This window comes from Herbidospora sp. NBRC 101105 (assembly GCF_030269205.1).
Classification (GTDB): domain Bacteria; phylum Actinomycetota; class Actinomycetes; order Streptosporangiales; family Streptosporangiaceae; genus Herbidospora; species Herbidospora solisilvae.
In genome coordinates this window covers 328,117-348,806 of record NZ_BSSX01000003.1, presented here as the reverse complement: position 1 = coordinate 348,806, position 20,690 = coordinate 328,117, and the positions used below count along the sequence as shown (strand labels likewise).

Annotated in this window: 20 protein-coding genes; 6 read left to right on the top strand and 14 right to left on the bottom strand. The window is 69.9% G+C overall.

All coding sequences use genetic code 11. From position 1 onward, the window contains the following. Window positions 1-20 precede the first annotated feature (20 nt). Window positions 21-662 carry a TetR/AcrR family transcriptional regulator gene (locus tag QSK34_RS15510; protein WP_285584686.1) on the top strand — a complete coding sequence of 214 codons (642 nt, stop codon included), beginning with the start codon at window positions 21-23 and terminating at the stop codon, window positions 660-662. A gap of 49 nt (window positions 663-711) precedes the next feature. After that, window positions 712-1,602: a shikimate dehydrogenase gene (locus QSK34_RS15505; protein ID WP_285584684.1), complete on the top strand. Its 891-nt coding sequence runs from the start codon at window positions 712-714 to the stop codon at window positions 1,600-1,602. Here the strand turns inward: QSK34_RS15505 and QSK34_RS15500 are convergent. Genes QSK34_RS15500 through QSK34_RS15465 form a run of 8 tightly spaced genes read right to left on the bottom strand, consistent with a single transcriptional unit; the run spans window position 1,581 to window position 10,728 of the window. Continuing rightward, window positions 1,581-3,518 carry a beta-galactosidase gene (locus QSK34_RS15500; protein ID WP_285584681.1) on the bottom strand — a complete coding sequence of 646 codons (1,938 nt, stop codon included), beginning with the start codon at window positions 3,516-3,518 and terminating at the stop codon, window positions 1,581-1,583. The genes QSK34_RS15505 and QSK34_RS15500 overlap by 22 nt on opposite strands. Continuing rightward, on the bottom strand, window positions 3,515-4,339 hold the full coding sequence (locus QSK34_RS15495) for a carbohydrate ABC transporter permease (protein ID WP_285584678.1): 825 nt from the start codon (window positions 4,337-4,339) through the stop codon (window positions 3,515-3,517). The genes QSK34_RS15500 and QSK34_RS15495 overlap by 4 nt, the downstream gene beginning before the upstream one ends. Further along, window positions 4,336-5,196, bottom strand: coding sequence for a carbohydrate ABC transporter permease (locus QSK34_RS15490; protein ID WP_161480911.1), 861 nt, complete (start codon window positions 5,194-5,196; stop codon window positions 4,336-4,338). The genes QSK34_RS15495 and QSK34_RS15490 overlap by 4 nt, the downstream gene beginning before the upstream one ends. 51 nt (window positions 5,197-5,247) lie before the next feature. Beyond that, window positions 5,248-6,570 carry an extracellular solute-binding protein gene (locus QSK34_RS15485; RefSeq protein WP_285584673.1) on the bottom strand — a complete coding sequence of 441 codons (1,323 nt, stop codon included), beginning with the start codon at window positions 6,568-6,570 and terminating at the stop codon, window positions 5,248-5,250. 15 nt (window positions 6,571-6,585) lie between these two features. Then, complete coding sequence (locus QSK34_RS15480) at window positions 6,586-7,668, bottom strand: Gfo/Idh/MocA family protein (RefSeq protein WP_285584670.1); 1,083 nt, start codon at window positions 7,666-7,668, stop codon at window positions 6,586-6,588. Next, complete coding sequence (locus QSK34_RS15475) at window positions 7,665-8,675, bottom strand: Gfo/Idh/MocA family protein (RefSeq protein WP_285584666.1); 1,011 nt, start codon at window positions 8,673-8,675, stop codon at window positions 7,665-7,667. The genes QSK34_RS15480 and QSK34_RS15475 overlap by 4 nt, the downstream gene beginning before the upstream one ends. After that, complete coding sequence (locus tag QSK34_RS15470; RefSeq protein ID WP_285584663.1) at window positions 8,672-9,658, bottom strand: Gfo/Idh/MocA family protein; 987 nt, start codon at window positions 9,656-9,658, stop codon at window positions 8,672-8,674. Before QSK34_RS15470 ends, QSK34_RS15475 begins: the two co-directional genes overlap by 4 nt. Continuing rightward, window positions 9,655-10,728 (bottom strand): Gfo/Idh/MocA family protein, encoded by a 1,074-nt coding sequence (locus QSK34_RS15465; protein ID WP_285584660.1) that lies wholly within the window; start codon window positions 10,726-10,728, stop codon window positions 9,655-9,657. The genes QSK34_RS15470 and QSK34_RS15465 overlap by 4 nt, the downstream gene beginning before the upstream one ends. A 110-nt stretch (window positions 10,729-10,838) precedes the next feature. Here QSK34_RS15465 and QSK34_RS15460 point away from each other — a divergent pair, with 110 nt between their 5' ends. Further along, a complete protein-coding gene (locus QSK34_RS15460; RefSeq protein WP_285584657.1) occupies window positions 10,839-11,873 on the top strand; it encodes a LacI family DNA-binding transcriptional regulator in 1,035 nt (344 codons plus the stop codon). Here QSK34_RS15460 and QSK34_RS15455 read toward each other — a convergent pair whose 3' ends face one another. Both QSK34_RS15455 and QSK34_RS15450 read right to left on the bottom strand, forming a co-directional pair. Beyond that, window positions 11,874-12,704 (bottom strand): WD40 repeat domain-containing protein, encoded by an 831-nt coding sequence (locus tag QSK34_RS15455; protein WP_285584652.1) that lies wholly within the window; start codon window positions 12,702-12,704, stop codon window positions 11,874-11,876. Window positions 12,705-12,930: 226 nt separating this feature from the next. Then, on the bottom strand, window positions 12,931-14,931 hold the full coding sequence (locus tag QSK34_RS15450; protein ID WP_285584650.1) for a cellulose binding domain-containing protein: 2,001 nt from the start codon (window positions 14,929-14,931) through the stop codon (window positions 12,931-12,933). 179 nt (window positions 14,932-15,110) lie between these two features. On the opposite strand from QSK34_RS15450, the gene QSK34_RS15445 reads away from it, so the two are divergent. Beyond that, window positions 15,111-16,088, top strand: a complete 978-nt coding sequence (locus QSK34_RS15445; RefSeq protein WP_285584648.1) for a polysaccharide deacetylase family protein — start codon at window positions 15,111-15,113, stop codon at window positions 16,086-16,088. A gap of 23 nt (window positions 16,089-16,111) precedes the next feature. Here QSK34_RS15445 and QSK34_RS15440 read toward each other — a convergent pair whose 3' ends face one another. Next, entirely contained in the window at window positions 16,112-17,281 is a 1,170-nt protein-coding gene (locus tag QSK34_RS15440; protein WP_285584646.1) for a cytochrome P450, read from the bottom strand. Between the two features lie 49 nt (window positions 17,282-17,330). On the opposite strand from QSK34_RS15440, the gene QSK34_RS15435 reads away from it, so the two are divergent. Further along, window positions 17,331-18,062, top strand: a complete 732-nt coding sequence (locus tag QSK34_RS15435; RefSeq protein ID WP_285584644.1) for a GDSL-type esterase/lipase family protein — start codon at window positions 17,331-17,333, stop codon at window positions 18,060-18,062. On the opposite strand, the gene QSK34_RS15430 is transcribed toward QSK34_RS15435, so the two are convergent. The 3 genes from QSK34_RS15430 to QSK34_RS15420 form a co-directional block, all read right to left on the bottom strand. Next, window positions 18,059-18,496, bottom strand: a complete 438-nt coding sequence (locus QSK34_RS15430) for an ester cyclase (RefSeq protein WP_285584642.1) — start codon at window positions 18,494-18,496, stop codon at window positions 18,059-18,061. The two genes, QSK34_RS15435 and QSK34_RS15430, sit on opposite strands and share 4 nt — an antisense overlap. Window positions 18,497-18,568: 72 nt before the next feature. Then, the gene (locus tag QSK34_RS15425) at window positions 18,569-19,150 is read right to left on the bottom strand and encodes an HNH endonuclease family protein (RefSeq protein ID WP_285584640.1); all 582 of its coding nucleotides are present in this window, start codon (window positions 19,148-19,150) and stop codon (window positions 18,569-18,571) included. 57 nt (window positions 19,151-19,207) lie between these two features. Next, window positions 19,208-20,029 carry a hypothetical protein gene (locus QSK34_RS15420; protein ID WP_285584638.1) on the bottom strand — a complete coding sequence of 274 codons (822 nt, stop codon included), beginning with the start codon at window positions 20,027-20,029 and terminating at the stop codon, window positions 19,208-19,210. A 27-nt stretch (window positions 20,030-20,056) separates the two neighbouring features. Between QSK34_RS15420 and QSK34_RS15415 the strand changes: the two genes are divergently transcribed. Then, window positions 20,057-20,686: an HAD family hydrolase gene (locus QSK34_RS15415; RefSeq protein WP_285584636.1), complete on the top strand. Its 630-nt coding sequence runs from the start codon at window positions 20,057-20,059 to the stop codon at window positions 20,684-20,686. The last annotated feature ends 4 nt before the right edge of the window (window positions 20,687-20,690 follow it).

Sequence of the window (20,690 nt, the reverse complement as noted above, 5' to 3'; positions counted from 1 at the left end):
CGCCCACCTCATGGAGCCCGATGTCCACCCCCGGGGACCGCCAGCGCGACGCCGACCGCACCCGCGCCGAGATCCTCGACGTGGCGATGGCCGAGTTCGCCCGCAGCGGCTACGCCGGCGCCCGGGTCGACGAGATCGCCGACCTGACCCGCACCACCAAGCGGATGATCTACTACTACTTCGGCGGCAAGGAGCAGCTCTACATCGCCGCGCTGGAGAAGGCCTACGCCGAGGTCAGGGCGGTCGAGAAGACGGTCGACGTCGACCACCTCGACCCCGTCGAGGCGATCCGCACCCTCGCCCAGCTCACCTTCGACCACCACGACGCCCACCGCGACTTCATCGCGCTGGTGGCCATCGAGAACGTCCACCGGGCCGAGCACATCCGCAAGTCCGAGGTGCTGGCCAACCTGGGCACCCCGGTCCTCGACCTGATCTCCCGCATCCTCGACGCGGGCCACGCCGGCGGCGACTTCACCACCGAGGCCGACGCGATCGACGTCCACATGATGATCAGTTCGTTCTGCTTCTTCCGGGTCGCCAACCAGCACACCTTCGGGGCCCTCTTCGGGCGCGACATGACCGCGCCGGAACACCGCGAACGGCTGCGGACCATGGTCGGCGAGATGGTCGTGGCCTATCTCAAGGGTGCCGGGCGGTGACGAAGTGGGTTATAAGTTAACTCACTAGTTCGTACATAGGAGGACCGCAATGACGTCCTACCTCATCGGCCTGATCGGCACGGGCATCGGCCCCTCCCTCAGCCCCGCCCTCCACGAACACGAGGCCGACCACCACGGGCTCCGCTACCTCTACCGGCGCATCGAGCTCACCGAGCCCATCGGCGACCTGATCACGGCCGCGCGGCTGTCCCTGTACGACGGCCTCAACGTCACCCATCCGGTCAAGCAGACCGTGATCGACCACCTCGACGAGTTGTCCCCGGACGCGGCGAAGCTCGGCGCGGTGAACACCGTGCTCTTCCGCGACGGCCGCGCGATCGGCCACAACACCGACTGGACGGGGTTCGCCGAGTCGTTCCGGCGCGGGCTGCCCGGGGCGGCGACCCGGCACGTCGTGCAACTGGGCGCGGGCGGGGCGGGAGCGGCCGTCGCCCACGCCCTGCTGACCCTGGGAGCGGGCCGCGTGACGGTGGTGGACGTGGATGCCACCCGCCCGGCGGAACTGGCCGCCCGCCTGAACCCGCCGATCGACCAGCCCGGCCATGAGGCGGGGCGAGGACGCCGCGCCGCTCTCCCGCATGACGCCGCCGAGCCCGGCCGGCTCCGCGCGGCCGGTCCCGCCGAACTGCCCGCGCTCCTCGCCGACGCCGACGGGCTGGTCAACGTCACCCCGGTCGGCATGGCGGCCCACCCCGGCCTCCCGCTCGACGCCGGGCTGCTGCGCGCGGAGCTGTGGGTGGCCGACGTGGTCTACCGGCCGCTGGAGACCGAGCTGCTGCGGCACGCGCGGCGGCTCGGCTGCCGGACCCTGGACGGGAGCGGGATGGTCGTCTTCCAGGCGGCCGGATCGTTCCGGCTGTTCACGGGGGTGCAGCCGGATGTGGAGCGAATGCTCGCTCACCTGACGGAACTGATCTGACCACTCCTGGCCGGGACGGTGATCGTCACCTCCCCCACGCGAGTCTCCAGGTCCTCGTGGGTCCAGTTGACCGCGACGACGGCGGGGCGGCCCTTGACCGTCACGGGCCGGGTGTAGAGGCCGGGCGTGCCCGGGGTCGCGCCGAGCAGGCCGCACACCGCCGACCGCAGCGCGGCGTCGGCCTTCCGTCCGTAAGCCAGCGAGAAGTACGTCCCCACCAGCACGGCGGTGCCGTGGCGGGTGATCGCCGGGGAGCCGTCGGCGAAGGACGCCAGCACCTCCGCGCCGGCCGGTTCCAGATGGTCGCGCTGCCAGCAGGTGGGCAGCGCGACACCGGCGAAGTCGATCTCCCCGGAGGCCAGATCGGCGTCCAGGTGGCGCACGCCGAACAGGTCTTCCAGTGCGATGCGCGGCAGCCGCGCGCCGTTCGGGGCGTATTCGCCGGGCGCCGCCTCGGCGACGAGCACGCCGCCCCGGGCGACGAACGCCTCAAGGGCCCGTGCCAGGCCAGGAGAGGCGACCGACGGCATCGGCCAGTAGATCGCCTCGATGTGGTCGGGGATGTCCCGGGTGTCGTGGAGGATCTCGACCGGCACGTCCGCGTCGCAGAGCAGCCGGTAGGCCCCCATCACGGCGTCCCGGTAGAGGTCCATGCCCCGGTCGGTGGCGAAGGCGTGCAGCGCGGAGCGCCGGGAGACCAGCAGGCCGGTCCGGCCGGGCTCCGGCACGACCTCGCCCAGGTCCCGCACCGCCGAGGCGAAGTCGGTGACCGCCTTCACCCGGTCGGTCGGCGAGCCGTCGGGAGCGCACAACCCGTACCCGGGGCTTTCCGGGCCGAGGAGTTCGGGCCGCCACTGCCAGAAGACGACGCCCGTCGCCCCGGAGGCGATCGAGTTCCACATCCACAGGCCCACGGTGTCGGCGGCCGGGTGTCCGGTGCTGCGGTAGCCGTCGCGCCGGCCCCGGCCGCCCTGGAGTTCGGCCTGCCAGAAGGGCTTTCCGGCGGCGGCTCCCCGGGCCGCGTCGAGGTTGAACAGGTGCTCGACCGGGTCGTCGCCCATCAGCCAGGTCGGGAAGCTGGACGTGCCGAAGAGGTCGACGGGACCCGTCAGGTCGAACTCGTCGAGCGTGTGGGTCGCGAGCTGGCCGGTGAAGCCGCTGAGCGCCACGTGGGTCATGACCGGCGTGTCGGGATCGGCCCCTCGCACGATCTCACAACGCCGGTCGAGCCATCGCGCGAGGTTGGCGAACCAGTGCTCCCGCCAGTCGATCATGTCGGGCACCGCCTCGAACACCCGTGGCGGGGCGACCTGTTCCCAGGACGAATACCGCCGTGACCAGGCCGTGTTCAGTTCCGTGAGCGAATAGCGGGCGCGCAGCCACGTCCCGAACCGGGCGAGCGAGGCCGGGCAGTAGCAGTAGATCCGGTCCGGGAAGTACGAGGCCGGCTCCAGGTGGGGTTCGTTCCACACGTCCCAGAAGCGCAGGGCCGGATGGTTCCGGTAGCGGCTCACCAGTGCCTCCAGGAAGGCCGTGGCCGCCGTCCACACCTCCTCGTCGTCGAAGCAGAGCCCCGGCCAGCCGCCGCCCGGGGTGTTCATCGCGGCCGTCAGCCGGATCGCGCGGCCTTCGTGGTCGACGTACCGGGCGTGCGGGAGGCGTTCCTCCAGCCAGTAGGGCGCGTTCTCCAGGATGGTGTTGATCACCACGCCGAGCCCGTGCCCGGCGGCCAGGTCCATCAGCTCGTCGAGGTCGGTGAAGTCGAACTCTCCCGGGGCCGGGTTCAGCCAGCTCCAGCACGCCCAGAACTTCACCGTGTCGAGCCCGGCCGCGCGCATCCGGCCGAGGTCGCGGTCCCAGTCGGCGCGCGGGGGGTTGGGCGGCCGGTAGTACTGGGCGCCGATGATCATGGTCATCCTTTCACTGCTCCGAAGGTCAGGCCGCGTACGAGGAACCGCTGGGCCGCCAGCCCCAGCACGAAGACGGGGATCATGGCGAGCACGGCGGCGGCCGAACTGCCGCCCCAGTCGACCGAGACCGTCCCGATGAACGAGGCCACGCCGATCGGCGTCGTCTGCGTCTCGCGGCCTGACAACACGAGCGCGAACAGGAACTCGTTCCACGAGAACAGCAGACAGAGCACGCCGGTCGCGGCCAGCCCGGGTGAGGTCAGCGGCAGCGCGACCCGCAGGAACGCGCCGAACCGCCCGGTCCCGTCGACCTGCGCCGCCTCCTCCAGGTCACGCGGGAGCTCCTCGAAGAACGACCGCATCATCCAGATGACGATCGGCAGGTTGAACGTGGTGTGCGCGGCGACGAGCGCGGTGTACGTGCCCAGCAGCTGGAGCCGCTGGAAGATGACGAACATCGGCACCACGAGCGCGACGGCGGGCACCATGCGGGTGAACAGGATCAGCCAGGCCCACCACTCCCGGCCGCGCACCGGGAGCCGGGCCAGCGCGTAGGCGGCCGGCACCCCGACGACGACCGACAGCAGCGTGCTGCCGAGAGCCACGATCGTGCTGTTGACCAGGAAGGTCTGGAAGCTCAGCTCGCCGAGCACCTTCCCGTAGTTGTCGCCGGTCGGGGTGAAGGACAACGTCGGCGAGGAGGAGAAGATGTCCTGCGGCGATTTGACGGAGTTCAGCGCCACCGTGACGATCGGCACCAGCACCCAGAGCAGGAACAGCCCGACGACGGCGTAGCTCCCGACGACCCACCAGTCTCGCCGTCTCATCGCAGCACCTCCCGCCGCCGCAGCAGCCTGATGTAGAAGCTCGAAATGATCACGACCGTGACGAGGATGAAGATGCTCAGCGCCATGGCGTAACCCATGTCGAAATAGGAGAACCCGGTCCGGTACGTATAGAGCCCGATGGTCTCGGTCGAGAGCCCCGGACCGCCCTTGGTCAGCACGAACACCGTGTCGAAGATCCGATAGGTGTCCATCGTGCGGAACAGCAGCACGATCATGATCTGCGGCACGATCGCCGGGATCACGATCCGCCGGTAGACGGTGGGCCGTCCGGCGCCGTCGATCGAGGCGGCCTCGAACTGCTCCTGACCGATCGACAACATCCCGGCGTGCAGGATGAGGATGACGAAGGGCGTCCACTGCCAGACGTCCACGGCGATCAGCGCGGGCAGCGCGAGGTTCGCCTCCCCGAACCACCCGATCGAGGTGCCGGTGAGCTGGGCGACCAGCCCGAACTGCGGGTCGAGCAGATAGCGCCAGAGCAGTGCCGTGATGACCGGCGCGATGATCATCGGCAGCAGGATCAGCGCGTTCGCGAGCTTGCGCCCCTTGGTCATCTCGAACAGCGCCGCGGCGACGACGAACCCGAGCACGAGCTCGATCCCCACCGCGAACACCACGTAGATCACCGTGTTGAGGACCGCCGTGCCCACGGTCGGATCGCCGAACAGCTTCGTGTAGTTGGCCAGCCCGGTGAACTGCTTGGGCAGGTCGATGTCGGTCAGATTCCAGCTGTACGCCGACAAACCGGCCGAATAGAGCAGCGGCACGATTATCAACGCGAGCAGCAGGAGCAGCGCCGGGGCCAGCATCCAGTGCCCCAGTCCCTTGTTTCGCATGCCTTCTCCCGTGGTGAGCGGGCCCGGCCGACCTCCGGGCCCGCTGCTCGGTCAACCGCCCAGCGTCTCCTGGACGGCCCGGACCATCGCGTCGGCCGCCTGGTCGGGCGTGAGCTTCCCTTGGATGGCCTCCTGGACGGCGAGCTCGATCCGGTCCTGCGCCTTCGGCCACGAGGGCAGGCTGGGCTGCGGGTTCGACGTGGTCAGCGCCTCGTTCATGGCGGTCAGGAACGGCAGCTTCGCCTGCACGTCGGCGTTGGTGTAGAAGTCCTTGGTCGCGCCGGCGGTGGCGGCGGCCAGCGCCACCTTCGCCTGCTGCGCGCCGCTGGTGTACCACTGGAGGAACGAGTAGGCGGCGTCCTGGTGCTTCGAACCGGCCGCGATGCACCAGTTCCAGTAGATGAGCTCGCCCGCCGGTTTTCCGTCGGTGAACTGCATCGGCGCGTAGCCCCACTTGCCGGCGGTGGCCGACTTGGCCGGGTCCTCCAGCGCCTGGAGCGAGGGGGTCGTCGAGATGATCATCGCGGCCTTGCCCTGGGCGGCGGCCGTCGCGGCCTCGTCCACGTGGAAGTTGAGCACGCCGCTGGGCGCCGCCTTGGCGGCCTTGACGTAGAAGTCGACGGCCTTGGCCGCCTTCGCGCGGTCGAGGGTGGTCTTCTGGTCGGCGCCGTACCACCAGTTGCCCTGCGCGGTGAGCAGGGAGCCCATGATGTCGGCGACCGCCCCGGCGCGTTTGCCGGGGATGGCGATGCCGGCCATCCCGTCCTTGCCGTTCAGCGCCGAGGCCGCCGCCGCGACGTCGTCGAGGGTCTTCGGCGCGGGGATGCCGGCCGCCTCGAAGACGTCCTTCCGGTAGGCCACCAGCGTCGTCGACACGAAGTCGGGCACGCAGTACTGCTTGCCGTCGTATGCGCCCTGGGCCAGCACGTTGGGCAGGAACGAGGCGGCGGAGTAGCCGCTCGGGTTGCGCTTGGCGTCGGCGAGGTAGCCGTCGATCGGGGCCAGGTGCCCGGCCTTCGCGAACTCGCCGAACCAGCTCGGGTGGACGTAGAGGATGTCGTAGCCGCCGGCCCCCGACAGGGTCAGGGCCTGCTTGTCGTGCAGGTTCTCATAGGGGACGGCGTCGAGGTCGAGGGTGCCGCCGGTGGCCGCCGACCATTCGGCGGCGGCCTCCTTCTGCCCGCTGGTCCAGGGGTCGCCCGCCCACCGGGAGAGCACGAGCTTCGCGCCGGGGAACTTCCCCATGGGGCCGCCGGGCTGGGCGGGCGCGGCGTTCGGGTCGCCGGTGGTGGTGGAGCCGCCGGTGGAACCACAGGCGGTCAGAGTCAGTGCGGTGAAGAGGGCTATCGGCCACCGGGGGGATCGTCGAGACATCGGGCATCTCCTTACTCAAAGGTGTTTCACTGGCACCGCCGTGCCCCCCGAGGCGGCGGAGGCGTAGCCCGCCTCGATGACGGCCAGGCAGGCCAGGCCGTCGTCGAGTGTGGGACCGAAGGGCCGCAGTCCCTGCTGGACGCGGTTGACGTAGGAGGCGACCTCCCGCTTGTAGTGGTGCACGTGAGGCGGCCACGAGCCGTAGTCGTGCGGCTCGCTGACGTCGGGTTCGATGTGCGGCGTGGTCCAGCCCCGGTAGAGGGGGTCGTCGCCCGACCGGTAGACCTCCACCCGGGGGAACGGGTCGGTGGCGCGCATGACGAGCGTGCCCTCGGTCCCGTAGATCTCCAGGGAGTTCCGCATGCCGATGTCGGCCGACAGGCTCCAGACCGTGCCGATCTCGGCGAGACCGCCGTCGGCGTAGCGGGCCAGCGCGACCGCGATGTCCTCGCCGTCGAGGCCGGGCTTGTTCCGGTTGGCGGTCATCGCGGTGACCTCGGTGATGTCGCCGACCAGCCAGCGCAGCAGGTCGACGCCGTGAGATCCCTCGTCGATCCAGGCGCCGCCACCGCCGAGCACGGGGTCGTTCATCCACTCGGTCATGTCGGGCGGACAGCCGATCTCGGCGATCCCCGCCAGGCCGATGAAGCTCCGGGTCAGCAGGACCTTCCCGAGCACGCCCGACTCGACGATCTTCTTCGCCCGGTCGGCCTCCTTGCTGAAGCGGCTGACGAAGGCGGCGGTGCCGTCCACCCCCGCTCTCCGGACGGCCTCGGCCATGGCTCTGGCGTCCTCCGTCTTCGTCGCGACGGGCTTCTCGCAGAAGACGTGCTTGCCGGCCTCGGCCGCCGCGATCACCTGGTCGCGGTGCCGCGAGTTCTCGGAGTGCACCATGACGATGTCGACGTCTGGCCGTTTGACGAGGTCACGCCAGTCTTCGTGGAAGTCCGCGACGCCCCATCGCTCAGCCGCCGCCCGGCCGCGCGCCACGTCATCGTCGGAGATCGCGACCACCTCGACGCCGGGGATCTCGCTCAGCGCCTTGGCCCGGAACTCCGCGTGGACGTGGGCCCAACTGATCATCCCGACCCGGATCATGACGACTGCCCTTCAGATTGGTGGTGTACGTTCTCCCGGCGCCCGCTGGCCAGGGATCGGGTCGCCGCGTCGACGACCGCCAGGACGTCCCGGCCGACCCGGCCCTCGGAGACCGAGGGCTCGCCGGTCCGGATGCAGTTGGTGAAATGGGTCAGCATGTCGAGGTGCCCGTCGGCGAGCAGCCCCGGAATCGGCAGGGGGAACGACCACCCCGTCGCGCCGACGACCTGCAACGGCTGTCTGTGCAGGTTGTCGATGAGGATACGGCCCTCGGTGCCGAAAACCTCAAAACGGGAGTCCATCGCGCCCGCCAGGCTCCAGCTGTCCTCGCACTGGCCGAGAACCCCGTTGCCGAAGCGAACGGTGAGCAGGGCGGTGTCCTCGGCGGAGGTCCGGTCGCCCCACACATAGGTGTCCGCATCCGCATAGACACTGGTGATCGGGGCGTTCGCGAAGAATCGGCAAAATTCCAGGCTGTGGACGGCCATGTCGAGCATCGCCCCGCCGCCGCTGCGCACCGGATCGAAGAACCAGTCGGAGTGGGGCCTCCCGATGCCCTCGCACGCCTTGACCCGGAAGACCTCCCCGATCCGCCCGGCGTCGACGGCCTTCTTCGCCTCCTGCACGGCCGGGATGAACGGCACGTTCTCGGCGTAGAAGAGCCGGGTCCCGGCCACTTCGACCGCCGCGAGCATCTCGTCGGCCTCGGCCAGCGAGCGGGCCAGCGGCTTGATGCAGATCGCATGCTTGCCGTGGCGGGCGGCGGTCTTCACCGCGGGCAGGTGGACGTCCGGCGGGGCCACGACGTCGACGACGTCGGCGTCCTGGACCGCCTCGTCCAGGTCGGTGTAGGCACGGGCGCCGTAGGGGGCGGCGGCCTTCTCCGCCGATTCCCTGCTGGTCGCCACCACGCCGGTGATCTTCACTCCGGGAATCCGGGCCAGGGCCGGCAGGTGCATCTGGGTGGCCCAGAAACCGGCGCCGACCACCACGACTCCGATGGTCATGGGAAGGTCACCACCCTGGCCTCGTCCAGGGACCGCTGGGCGGCCAGGCACAGGGCGAGCGCGTCGCGGGCCTCGACGACGCCGCCGCCGACCACCTCCGTCGCCGTCCCGGCGATCCGGTCGACGAAGTGCTGCTGCTCGCCCCGGTAGCCGTAGTCCCACACCAGGTCGGGGAAGCCGAAGCCCTTGTCCCGGTTGAAGGTGCGGGTGATCTGCGAGCTGACCAGGTCGACCGCGGCGCTGCCGGCCGAACCGTAGGTCTCGATGGTGAAGTTGCCGTGCCCGGCGGTCCAGGTGACGTACATGGAGGTGACCACGCCGGTCGAGTGGCGGACCTGGACGGTGGCGTTGTCGGGGCTGCCGAAGCGCTTGGCCCCGTCGAGCACGTAGGCGCCGCCGTCGGTGTAGACCTTCTCGGCCGGGCCGAACAACCAGAGGACCAGGTCGGCGAAGTGGACGAGGGTGTCGAGGATGACCCCGCCGCCCTGGGCCGGGTCGTAGAACCAGTCGCCGGTGGGCTCCCAGCCGAACACGGCCGCGCGTGCGGCGATCAGGGTGCCCAGCTCGCCGTCGGTGATCCGCTGCCTGAGCTGCGGCATCGGCGGGGTGAAGCGGAGCATGAAGCCGTACTGGAGGATCCGGTCGACCGTGGCGGCCTCGGCGACCACCCGGTCGGCCTCCTCCAGCGTCAGGGCGATGGGCTTCTGGCAGAAGACGTGCTTGCCCGCCTTGAGGGCGGCGACGGTCTGGTCGGGGTGCAGCGCGTTCGGCGAGGCGATCAGCACGGCGTCGATGTCGGGGTTGTCCAGGATCGCCTCCATGCTCGGGGCGACCTCGAGATCGAAGTCCTTCGCGAGGCTCCGCGCGGCGGCCTCGACGGGATCGGTGCAGGCCACCAGCCGGCCGCCCGAGACACCCCGGTAGGCGTCGGCGTGGACCCGGGCGATCCGCCCCGCACCGATGAGGGCGACGTTGACGGTCACTTGGTGTCCTCCCCGAGGGGCAGGGAGACGCGGCGGCCGGTCTCGTGGGACTCGTAGGCGCCGATGATCATCTCCAGGGCCTTCAGCCCGTCCTCGGCCGTGGGCACCCCGTCGAGGTCCGCGCCGTTCACCCAGTCGCGGAAGGCGACCAGCAGGTCGCGGTAGCAGGCCTCGTAGCGCTCCTCGCCGACCAGGTCGAAGTAGTGCCGGCCCTTCCACGGGTCGTCGACGCCCTGGACCTCCACCTGCGGGCTCTTCTGGTAGTGCAGTTCGATCTCGCCCCGGGTACCGCTCAGCGAGGCGTGGTCGGGGCTCGACAGGGGGCCGAAGTAGTCGGGCGCGTGCCAGGTGCTCTCCACCGTCACGATCGCGCCGCCGTCCATCGTGTACGTCGCGATCCCGTAGTCCTCGACGCCCAGGTCCTTGTAGGTCAGCGAGCCGATGTGGGCGGTGACCGAGACGGCGTCCTGGCCGAAGAACCAGCGGAAGAAGTCGGTGAAGTGCACCCCGTGGTCGAGGAACCCGCCCCCGCCGCCGCGCACCGGGTCGGCGTACCAGCCCTGGGTGTCGGTGTTCGGGCTGTCGGTGATCGCCCCGACCGGGAACCGGATCGAGTAGAACCCCGACACGAGGTCGCCGACCGCCCCCTGCCGGACCTGGTCGAGCACCTTCCGGTAGGCCGGCAGATAACGCAGCAGGTAGGCCATCATCACCTTGACCTGGCCGCTCGCCGCGACGATCCGCCGGGCGTCGGCCATGGTGGTCGCGATGGGCTTGTCGAGCAGCACGTGCTTGCCCGCCGCCGCCGCGAGCTCCACGTGGTCGGCGTGCGCCGACGTGTAGGAGGTGACGATCACCGCGTCCACGTCGTCACGGCGGATGAGCTGCTCGTAGTCGGTCGTCCAGTCGCCGTCGCAGTACTGGGCCGCGAACTCCTTGGCCAGGTCGGCCCGCTCGTCCGCCACCCCGACCAGACGGAGGCCGTCGACGCCGCGCCGTAGATAGTCGGCGAACGGATACGCGTGGTAGTGGTTGTGCAGTCCGACGATGCCGATCCCCAGATCAGTCAAGGCAGGATCCTTCCTCGGTTACGCAACCGGTTTACGCAACCGGTTGCGTTGTATAGTGAACCTTGCCGAGGTGGAGCACAAGAGGTTACGTCCACGTTTCTTACAAGGGGATGATCAACGTCAAAAAGGAAGGAAAGCTGACAATCAGGGACATAGCGGCCCTGGCGGGCGTCTCCGCCGGAACCGTCTCCCGCACGATGAACGGCCAGGCCGGGGTCGGCCAGGAGACCCGGCAGCGCATCCAGCAGATCATCGAAGAGCACCGGTTCCAGGTCGACCCGACCGCCCGCATGCTCTCGACCGGGCGCAGCCAGACCCTCGCCGTCGTCTTCCCGCTGCACGCCTCCGAGGTCGTCATGCACCCGATCTATCCGGCTCTGATCGGGGCCCTGGGCGACGCCGCCGAACGTGCCGGCTACGACATCCTGCTGCTGACCCAGTCGGCCGAGAAGGCCGCCCACGTGGTCGACACGGTCACCCGGCGACGGGTCGACGGGGTGGTCCTCCCGGCGGCCGGCCCCCGAGACCCCCTGATCAAGCAGCTCACCGGCATCGGCGCCCCGACCGTGCTGATCGGCCACCGCACCAACCGCGAGGGGGTCGGCTGGGTCGACTCCGACCACGACTCGGCCGCCCACGACCTGACCCGGCTGATGCTCGACACCGGCCGCCGTGAACTCGTGCTGCTCAACGGCCCGGCCCACGTGTCGGCGTGCAAACTCCGTTCGGCGGGCTTCTGGAAGTGCGTCCAGGCGGCGGGCGACGCCGTGACCTCGGCCCGCGAGATCCGCGTGCCGTTCGACACCGACGCCGCCACCGCCGAAGCGCTCAAGATCCTGGGCGACCCGTCGAGACCGACGGGTGTGGTCTGCGGCTCCGACACGATCGCCGCCGGGGTCATGGACGCCGCCCACAGCCTGGGCCTGCGCGTGCCCGACGACGTGGCGGTCACCGGCTTCGACGACCGCTCCTTCGCCGCCCGCACGACCCCGACTTTGACGACGGTCAGAATGCCCCTGGACGACATCGGCCGCACGGCGGCCCAGATGCTGTTCGCCATGATCAGCGGCGGCCCGGCCCCGCGCAAGGTCATCCTGCCGACGGAGATCATCCTCCGCGGCTCGACCCCGGCGAGGGAGGTCTGATCACCAGGCGGCGGTCTCCATGATCGTGGCGTCCCACGGCAGGTCATGCCACTCGCCGCCGGTCAGCGGACCGGTGACGAGGCGAGTTCCGCCGCTTTTCATCGGGTCGCCCTTGATCACGACCAGCAGGCGGTCGTCCCTGACGGACAACTGGGCGATCTCACCCGGCGTCCGGATGCGGCTGAGCAACCTGCCGTCCGTCGCGTAGTACTCGACGATTCCGCCGCGCTTTGGGACGACGATCCGATCGCCGGCGATCACGGGTGGCGCGGTGATCGTTCTGAACGTCTTCACGGGCCGTTCGGAGTCGTGGAAGCGGAGCGTCTCCGGGAATATGCAGTCACTCGTGTCGTCGCAGATGGGGATGGTCGAGAGGAGCAGCCGTCTCCCGTCGGGGGTCCAGGTCAGCCGCATCACGGGGTCGGACTTCCTGGTCTTTTCGCGCCCGGTCCGCAGGTCGCGGATGACCAGGGTGGGGTGCTCGGGTATGCCGGTCATATAGGCGGCCCTGGTCCCGTCGCGGGTGACCGCCAGACCGTGTCCGGCCAGGATGTCGGCCTGCTCGGGTTCGTAGCCGGGTGGCCGTAATCGGAAGTAGGAGTCCGGTCCATACTCCACCGCCTCGGTCACCACGTGGAAGCCCTCGTCGGCGGCGGCGACGCGCAGCACCCTGCCCACCCCCGGCAACCTGATGACACCGGTGACGGCCGCGCCGCCGGTGTCGTAGACCCGGACCGTGTGGTCCCGGTTCTTCACCAGGTAGACGGCCTTCCATTCGACCGAGCTCCCCGCGGTCGCCATCAGAGCCAGCGCCACCAGCAGACGCCTCATTCAGCCGCCCGTCCGTTCCGCGTCGGCCGCCGAGCCCGGCTTCTGCCACCCGACGGCGGCGCTCCCCGTGAGCGCCGACGGACATTCCATCGGGTGGCGAATACGCTCCGCGTCAGCCGACAGGCTTGATCAGCCGGCCGCGTCCGGTTCTCTGCGGGCGCGTCGGTGACGGGCCGGGCCTGCCCGGGACCCGGTTCGGATATCGGGCGGTCCGGCCCATCAGCGGTCAGCCGCAGACGCGGCCGTTGAGCTTGAAGCCGGTCGGGTAGACGTTCGGGCCGGAGTAGTTCCCCACGTACCCGATGTTGATCGTGCTGCCCGTCGCGACGGTCTTGTTGAAGTCGGCGTTGGTCACCGTCACGGTCTGGCCCGACTGGGTCCACGTCCCGTTCCAGCCGCTGCCCAGGCTCTGCCAGTGGCGGGGCCAGGTGAACGTCAGGGTCCAGCCGTCGATCGGGTCGCCGAGGTTGGTGACGTCGAGCGAGCCGACATAGCCGTTGCCCCAGTTCGACGCGTCGGTGAAGGTCACCTTGCAGCCGCCGGGAGCGGGGTTGCCGGTGGTGAAGACCAGCGGGACCGACGGGCGGGAGGTGCCGCCGCCGGCGTCGCGGGTGATCACGTTGAGGACGTAGCGGGTGTTCGGGGTCAGGTTGGTCAGGTTGAGGGTGGTGCCGGTGGTCTCGCCGAGCTGGCCGCCGGCCTGGTTGTGGAGCTCGTACTTGCTGATCGGCCGGGATCCGGCCGTGGCGGCGGGCCAGGTGACGGTGGCGGTGGTGCCGGTGACGGCGGAGACGACCGGCTGGCCGGGGCGTCCCGGGAGGCCGGACGGGTTCGACGACGCCTTGACCACGAAGGTCGTCATCGACAGCGGGGCCAGGGTCGTGGAGGGCGTGGTGGACAACGCGGTCGCGCCGTTGGTGTGCAGCCAGCCCGTGGGGGCGGCGGCCGACGGGGTGAAGCCCTGGTAGCCGAGGCTGACCGTGTGGGCGGTGTCGTGGGAGGTGTTGAGCAGCATGACCGCCAGGTCGCCGTTGGGGCGGCGGGCGGCGTGCGCGACGACGGCGGGGTCGCCGCTGGTCGCCTTCACGAACTGGTCGCCGGGGCGGACGAACCTGCTCATCATCTGGAGCGCGAAGTAGGGGGCGAAGGGGGTGTTGAACGCCGGTTCGCAGACCGTGCCGTCGCTGGTGCAGCCGGCGCTCGACAGCAGGCCGAAGTCGCCGTAGTCGGTGTGGCCGGCGACCTGGCTGATCGCGCCGATGCCGTTGTGGACGTTCCACCAGTCGACCGAGAACACCCCGCCCGCGAGCAGCTGGGCGTAGGAGTCGGCGGCGGCGACCGCGCCGGGCTGGGTGGTCGCGCCGTTGGCGCTGCTGCCGGTGTTGAACTCGGTCATGGCGATGCCGATGTCGGAGCGGCCGGTGTATCTGGCGACCTGCTCCTTGGCGAGCTGGAGCATGTCGGCGATGCGGTCGGTGCGGTTGGTCGCGCCGGGGTACCAGTGCAGGATGACGAAGTCGATCTTCGCGGCGGCGTTGGTGAGGACGACCTGGTTCCACGGCCCGGCGTCGCCGGAGGCCGTGATGGCGTCGGGCCACTCGCCCGGCGTGGTCAGCACCGCGCCGATCTTGATGGTCGGGTCGACGGCCTTCATGGCGTCGGCGTAGGCGACCACCTGGCGGGCGTACTCGGCCGGGCTCTTGTCCGCGCGGTTGTCGGCCTCCCAGGGGGTGCCGTAGCGGCCGTTGCCGTAGTTCTCGTTGCCGATCTCCCAGTACTTGACGCCGTAGCCCTTGGTGACGTTGGCGTACTCGACCCAGCCCGCGGCCTCCTCGGCGGTGCCGGTGCCGTAGTTCGCGGTGATCATCGGCACCGCGCCGGTCCGCCGGGCGCCCGCCATGAACGTGTCGAAGTCGGTGTTGGGCGCGACGTAGCCGCCGGGGGCGGTGTGCGTCTCCCAGTGGTAGATGTCCGAGTAGGACCCGCCGGGGTAGCGCACGAGCTGCACCCCGGCGTCCTTGAGCAGGTCCGCGGTCTCGTTGGAACCCAGGGTGGTGTCCCAGATGGCGTGGTTGGCGCCGATTCCGGTTTCGGGGACGACGGCGAGCCCGGCCCTGGCGTTCACGGTCACCGGGACGGGCGCGGGCGGGTCGGCATGGGCGGCGGTCGGAGTGAGGAGCGGCGCCAGCACCAGCAAAGATGCGGCGCGCAGGAGGATTTTCGGCATCACAAACACCTGGCTCGGGAGCGGTGAACGGAAAGCCTCCTCCTGACCAGAAGGCACGATGATCGTGCGTCGGACGCCCTGCTCCCGTCAAGCCCCGAAAGTTTCTGTTACACATTGACAATTTTCGGGACACGTTCTCAGAATGCGTCGGTAACCGCACGCCACCCGGAGGTTTCGCGATGCGTCTGAGAACCATCCTGATCACCGCGGCAGTCGCCCTGGCCGGAGCACTCGTCTCCGTCCCGGCGAAGGCCGCCGACTGCAGCGCCGGCTACGTCGGCCTGACCTACGACGACGGCCCAGGAGGCAACACCAACACCCTGCTGAACGCGCTGCGCAACGCCGGCCTGCGGGCCACCATGTTCAACACCGGCCAGAACGCCGCCGCCAACCCCGCGCTGGTCCGCGCCCAGGTCAGCGCCGGGATGTGGGTCGCGAACCACAGCTACACTCATCCGCACCTGACCCAGATGAGCAGCTCGCAGATCCAGTCGGAACTCTCCCGCACCCAGACCGCCATCCAGTCGGCCACCGGCACCGCCCCGCGCCTGTTCCGCCCGCCCTACGGCGAGACCAATGCGACCGTGCGCTCGATCGCGCAGCAGCTCGGCCTGACCGAGGTGCTGTGGGACGTCGATTCCCAGGACTGGAACGGCGCCAGCACCTCGGCCATCGTCCAGGCGGCCGGCCGCCTGCAGAACGGCCAGGTCATCCTCATGCACGACGGCTACGCCACCACCGTGAACGCCATCCCGCAGATCGCCCAGAACCTGGCCAGCCGCAACCTCTGCGCCGGCATGATCTCCACCTCAACCGGCCGCGCGGTGGCCCCGACCGGCGGAAACCCCAGCCCGAACCCCACGCCGACCGTCACCCCGACCGGCGGCGGGGGCTCGTGCACGGCCAGCCTCTCGGCGGGCCAGTCGTGGAGTGACCGCTACAACCTGAACGTCTCGGTCACCGGCTCGAACAACTGGACGGTGACGATGAACGTACCGTCGCCTTCGAAGATCAGTTCGACGTGGAACATCTCCGCGAGCTACCCCAACGCCCAGACGCTGACCGCGCGCCCGAACGGCAGCGGCAACAACTGGGGCGTGACGATCATGCGCAACGGCAACAGCACCTGGCCCACCGTCTCCTGCCGGGTGGGCTGAAAGTTTCGGGCTCTCGGCGCCGCCTACCAGGCGACGGGAAGCGTCGAGAGCCCGTACACGAAGTGATGCGACCGGAACTCCGCGCCCGGCCCGGTCTCACGCAGGCCCGGGAACCGGGCGAACAGCGCGGGGAAGGCGATGCGCATCTCCATGCGCGCCAGCGGCGCGCCCAGGCAGTGGTGCGCGCCGTAGCCGAAGGCGACGTGCGCGTGGTTCTCCCGGCCGATGTCGAGCCGGTCGGGGTGTTCGGCGAAGGCGGGGTCGCGGTTGGCGGCCGGGAGCGAGACCACCACGACGTCGCCCTCACGGATCTTCGTGCCGGAGAGCTCGACGTCGCGGGTGGCGACCTTGGCGACCCCGGCGTGCAGGATGCTGAGGTAACGCAGCAGCTCCTCCACCGCGCCGTCGACGTCGTCGGGCAACCCGGCGAGCTGGTCGGGGTTGCGCAGCAGGGCGAGGGTGCCCAGGCCGAGCATGTTGGCGGTCGTCTCGTGCCCCGCGATCAGCAGCAGCCCGCCGATCCCGATGAGCTCGTCGATCTCCAGGTCGTGCTCCCGGATGAGCATGCCGAGCAGGTCGTCGCCGGGGGTCGCGGTGTGCCGCGCGACCAGGTCGGCCATGTAGTCGCGGGCCTCCCGCTGCGCGCTGAGCCGTCTCTCGGGCGGGCAGGCGATGTCCATCATCGTGGCGGTACGTTCCTGGAAGGCCGCCCGGTCCTGATAGGGCACGCCCAGCAGTTCGCAGATGACCAGCGACGGAACCGGCATGGCGAAGTCGGTGACCAGGTCGGCCGGCGGCCCCTTGGCCTCCATCGCGTCGAGATGGTCGTGCACGATCTCCGTCACCCGAGGCTCCAGGCGGCGGATGCGCCGCATCGTGAACTCGGGCGTCAGCATCCGCCGCAGCCGGGTGTGCTCGGGCGGGTCCATCATGAGCATCGCGCCCGCGCGCATCTGGACCTCCTCCTCCGGGGTCGGCTCCGGCAGGTCGGGGAAGCGCAGGTTGAGGCTGAGCGCGTTGCTGAACGTCTCGGGGTCGCGCAGCACGTCGCGCACCTCGTCGTAGCGGGTGACCAGCCACGCCTCCGGTCCGCCGTAGAGCGTCGGGACCCGGGCGAGCCCCTCTTGGTGGATCAGCCCGGTCAGATCGGGGTGCGGGTCGAACTCCTGACGGCGCATGTGCAGCGGCAGCATGACAACTCCTGAATGACGAACCGTGTTCATACAGCTACATTCAGTGATTATGAGCGTTGTCACCTTGATGATCGTCGGCGACTCCATCAGCCACGGCAGCAGCGGCGACTGGACCTGGCGCTACCGGCTGTTCAAGCACCTCAAGAACCACGGCGTCACCCTCGACTTCGTCGGCCCCCGCAACGACCTCGACGCCATCGCGACCCCCGAGCCCGGCGACGGCGACGGCACCTACGCCGACCCCGACTTCGACCCCGACCACAACGCCCAGTGGGGCCGCCCCTACTGCCTGGAGATGGCGGAGATCGGCCAGAAGGTGGCCGCCCACCGGCCCGAATACCTGCTGGTCCTGCTGGGGATCAACGACCTCTTCTGGTACGGCCACTCCGCCGACCAGAACGAGGCCAACCTGCGCGCCTTCATCTCCAACGCCAGAACCGGCAACCAGAACGTGAAGATCGTCCTGGGCACGGTCCTCGACACCCACCGGGCCTCCGTCGACCCCGAGTTCAACGCGCGCGTGTCGGAGTTCAACCGCCGGTTGATCCTCACGGCCGGCGACATGACGACCGCGCGCTCCCCGATCGTCATCGCCGCCACCCACGCCGAGTTCGTCGCCTCGGCCCACACCTGGGACGGCACCCACCCCAACGGCCAGGGCGAACTGCGCATCGCGGCCGCCTTCGCCGACACCCTCGCGGGCCAGTTCGGCGTGGGCGCCCCCTATCCCCGGCCGTTCCCCCTGGTCGTCGAGGCGCGCAAACCCGCCCCGGCGGTCTAGGAAGAGACCCCCACACCCACCGGCAGCCCGAGCTGGCTGTAGAGCTCCAGCTGGTCGTAGTAGTCGCGGTCGGTGACGATCAGGCCGTCCTCGATCGTGCAGACCGACACCCCGCGCAGCGCGATCCGCCGCCCCGTGGCGGGCAGTTCCGCTCCGTCGACGAGCAGGAACGGCCCGTCATGGGTGCCGGTGATCGTGAACTCGGTGACGGCCGGGTCGCAGGACGTCGGCAACATCCACGCGGTCACCTTCAGATCCGAGAACGCCGCGAACCAGTGGGCGTAGTACCAGGCGACCTGCTCCCGGCCCTCCTGGATGCCCGTCGGCGTGACCAGGACACCCGCGGGCGAGAACTCCCGCAACATCGCGCCGATGTCGTGCCGGTTGTAGGCCTCGATGCAGCGGTCTTTGACCTCCCGGGCACTGGTCAACACAACCACCCCCCTTTCTGCCGAAACTAACAACCTGTTCGTGGCGGTTTGAAGGCATTTTCCCGAGTCGTTGCCTCAGCAGGTGAGCAGCATGTCCAGGAGCGCCGTCTTCTCCTCGGCCTGCAAAGTCAGCGTGTACGCGTGCTTGACGGCGATCCAGGACTTCGCGTACACGCACTGGAAGTCCCGCAGCGGCGGTTTCCAATCCGAGGGGTCCTTGTCGCCCTTGGCCTGGTTGACGTTGTCGGTCACCGCCCAGAGCTGCGGCCCGTCGAGATCGTTGGCGAACCGCCGCCGCTTCTCGGTCGTCCACGCCCAGGCCCCCGACCGCCACGCCTCCTTGAGCGGGACCATGTGGTCGATGTCCACGTCGGCGGCCATGGTCCAGATCCCGCCGTCGTACGGGCTGTGCCACGTGCCGGACACCGCCCGGCAGGCCTCGTCGGTGACGACGCCGACCCCGTCGCGCCGGAGCACGGTCTCACGGGTGTTGCAGGTGCCGGACACGGTCGACCAGTGGGGGAACAGCACCCGGTCATAGGTCGACGCGTTCCGCTCCTCGGCGACCTCCAGCGTCTCCAATCGGTCGAGCGCCTCGGCGACGGTCGGCACCCCCGGCACCTCGGCCAGCAGAAAGGCGGCCAGAACCCAGCTCATCGGTCATTCCTCACGTTCCCGCCGGGCCCCCGTGGTCCGGCGAACGTGATCATGGCGTCACCAGGTCGCGGTTGCCATGACCGAGTCCTCCCACGGCAAGTCGCGCCGGTTTCCGCCGGTCAGGGGACCGATGGTGAGGCGTCCGCCACCCTGGATCATGAGCTGGTTCTTCCGGAGGGAGAGCCGTCCTGTTCCCTTGAACCGGTCGAGGATCGTGCCGTCGTGGGCCAGGTGGAGGATCTCGCCGGGGACGCCGACGAGGATGCCGTCGCCGGTGACCACCGGATCGGCCGTGATCTCCTTGAACGTTCTCAGGGGGCGGTCGGCGTCCAGGAACCGGAGTTGCTGTTCCGGCAGGCAGGAGGCGGGGCCCGATTCCGACGGAGGCAGCGGGGTGCAGGGCAGCGAGATCGTGAGGAGCAGCCGTCTCCCGTCGGGAGACCAGGCCAGCCGGCTCAGGTCGGGCACCTTCGTGACCGTCTGGCGACCGGTCCCGACGTCCCGGACGACGAGCGAGGGCCTCGTGACCGTCTCGAAGGCGACCTTGGTTCCGTCGCGGGTCATCGCCCAGGCGTGCTTGGTGGTGCCGACGCCCTTCAAGGCGTCGACGGGCTCGGGCGTGTAGGCGGGCCGGCGGAGGCGGAAGTAGCGCGGCTCGAAGTCGCCGGTCAGGCCGAGCACGTGGAAACCGTCGTCGGCGGCGGAGATGCGCTCGACGTATGCCACCTCGGGCAGCCTGAGGTCGTCGCTGACCGCGAGCCCGATCGTGTTGTGGACGGTCACCGTCTGGTCGTGGTTGGCGACCAGATAGACGGCCTCCGGATCGGCCGCGCACTGCGAGGTCGCCAGCAGGGTCAGGGCCGCCAGCACGTGCTTCATTCAGGGCACCTCTATAGAGTCGGCCGCGTGCAACGGCTGGTCCTGTTCGACATGGACAACACGCTCATCGATCTCGACGGGGCGTTCGGCGCCTGGGCCGCCGAGTTCGCCGACGCCCACGGCCTGGGTGACGACGGGGTGCGGTGGCTGCTCGATCTGGACATCCCCCACCGGGACCTGATGTTCCGGTGGATCAAGTATCACTTCGACCTCGCCCCGTCCGCCGAGGAACTGTGGGCCGCCTACCGGGCCCGGATGCCGGAGTTGGTCGAGTGCCGGCCTGAGGTGCTGGCCATGCTGGCCCGGCTGCGGGCCGCCGGGTGGAAGGTCGGGATCGTGGCCAACGGCATGGCCGACAACCAGCTCGGCAAACTCCGCGCCACCGGGCTGGCCGACGCGGTCGACGGGTTCGCCGTGGCCGGGGTCGAGGGGATCAGGAAACCCGACGTGGCCATCTTCGAGATCGCCGCCAAGCGGTGCGGCCTGCCCCTGGCGGGCGGCGGCTGGATGGTGGGCGACAACCACGCCGCCGACATCGAGGGCGGCCGGGCGGCCGGGCTGCGCACGATCTGGGTCACCCGGGAACCGCGCGGCTCCGGGGCCGACCACGTCGTCGCCGACGTCCTGGAGTCGGAAGCCCTGATCTCGGGTGACTAGTCTC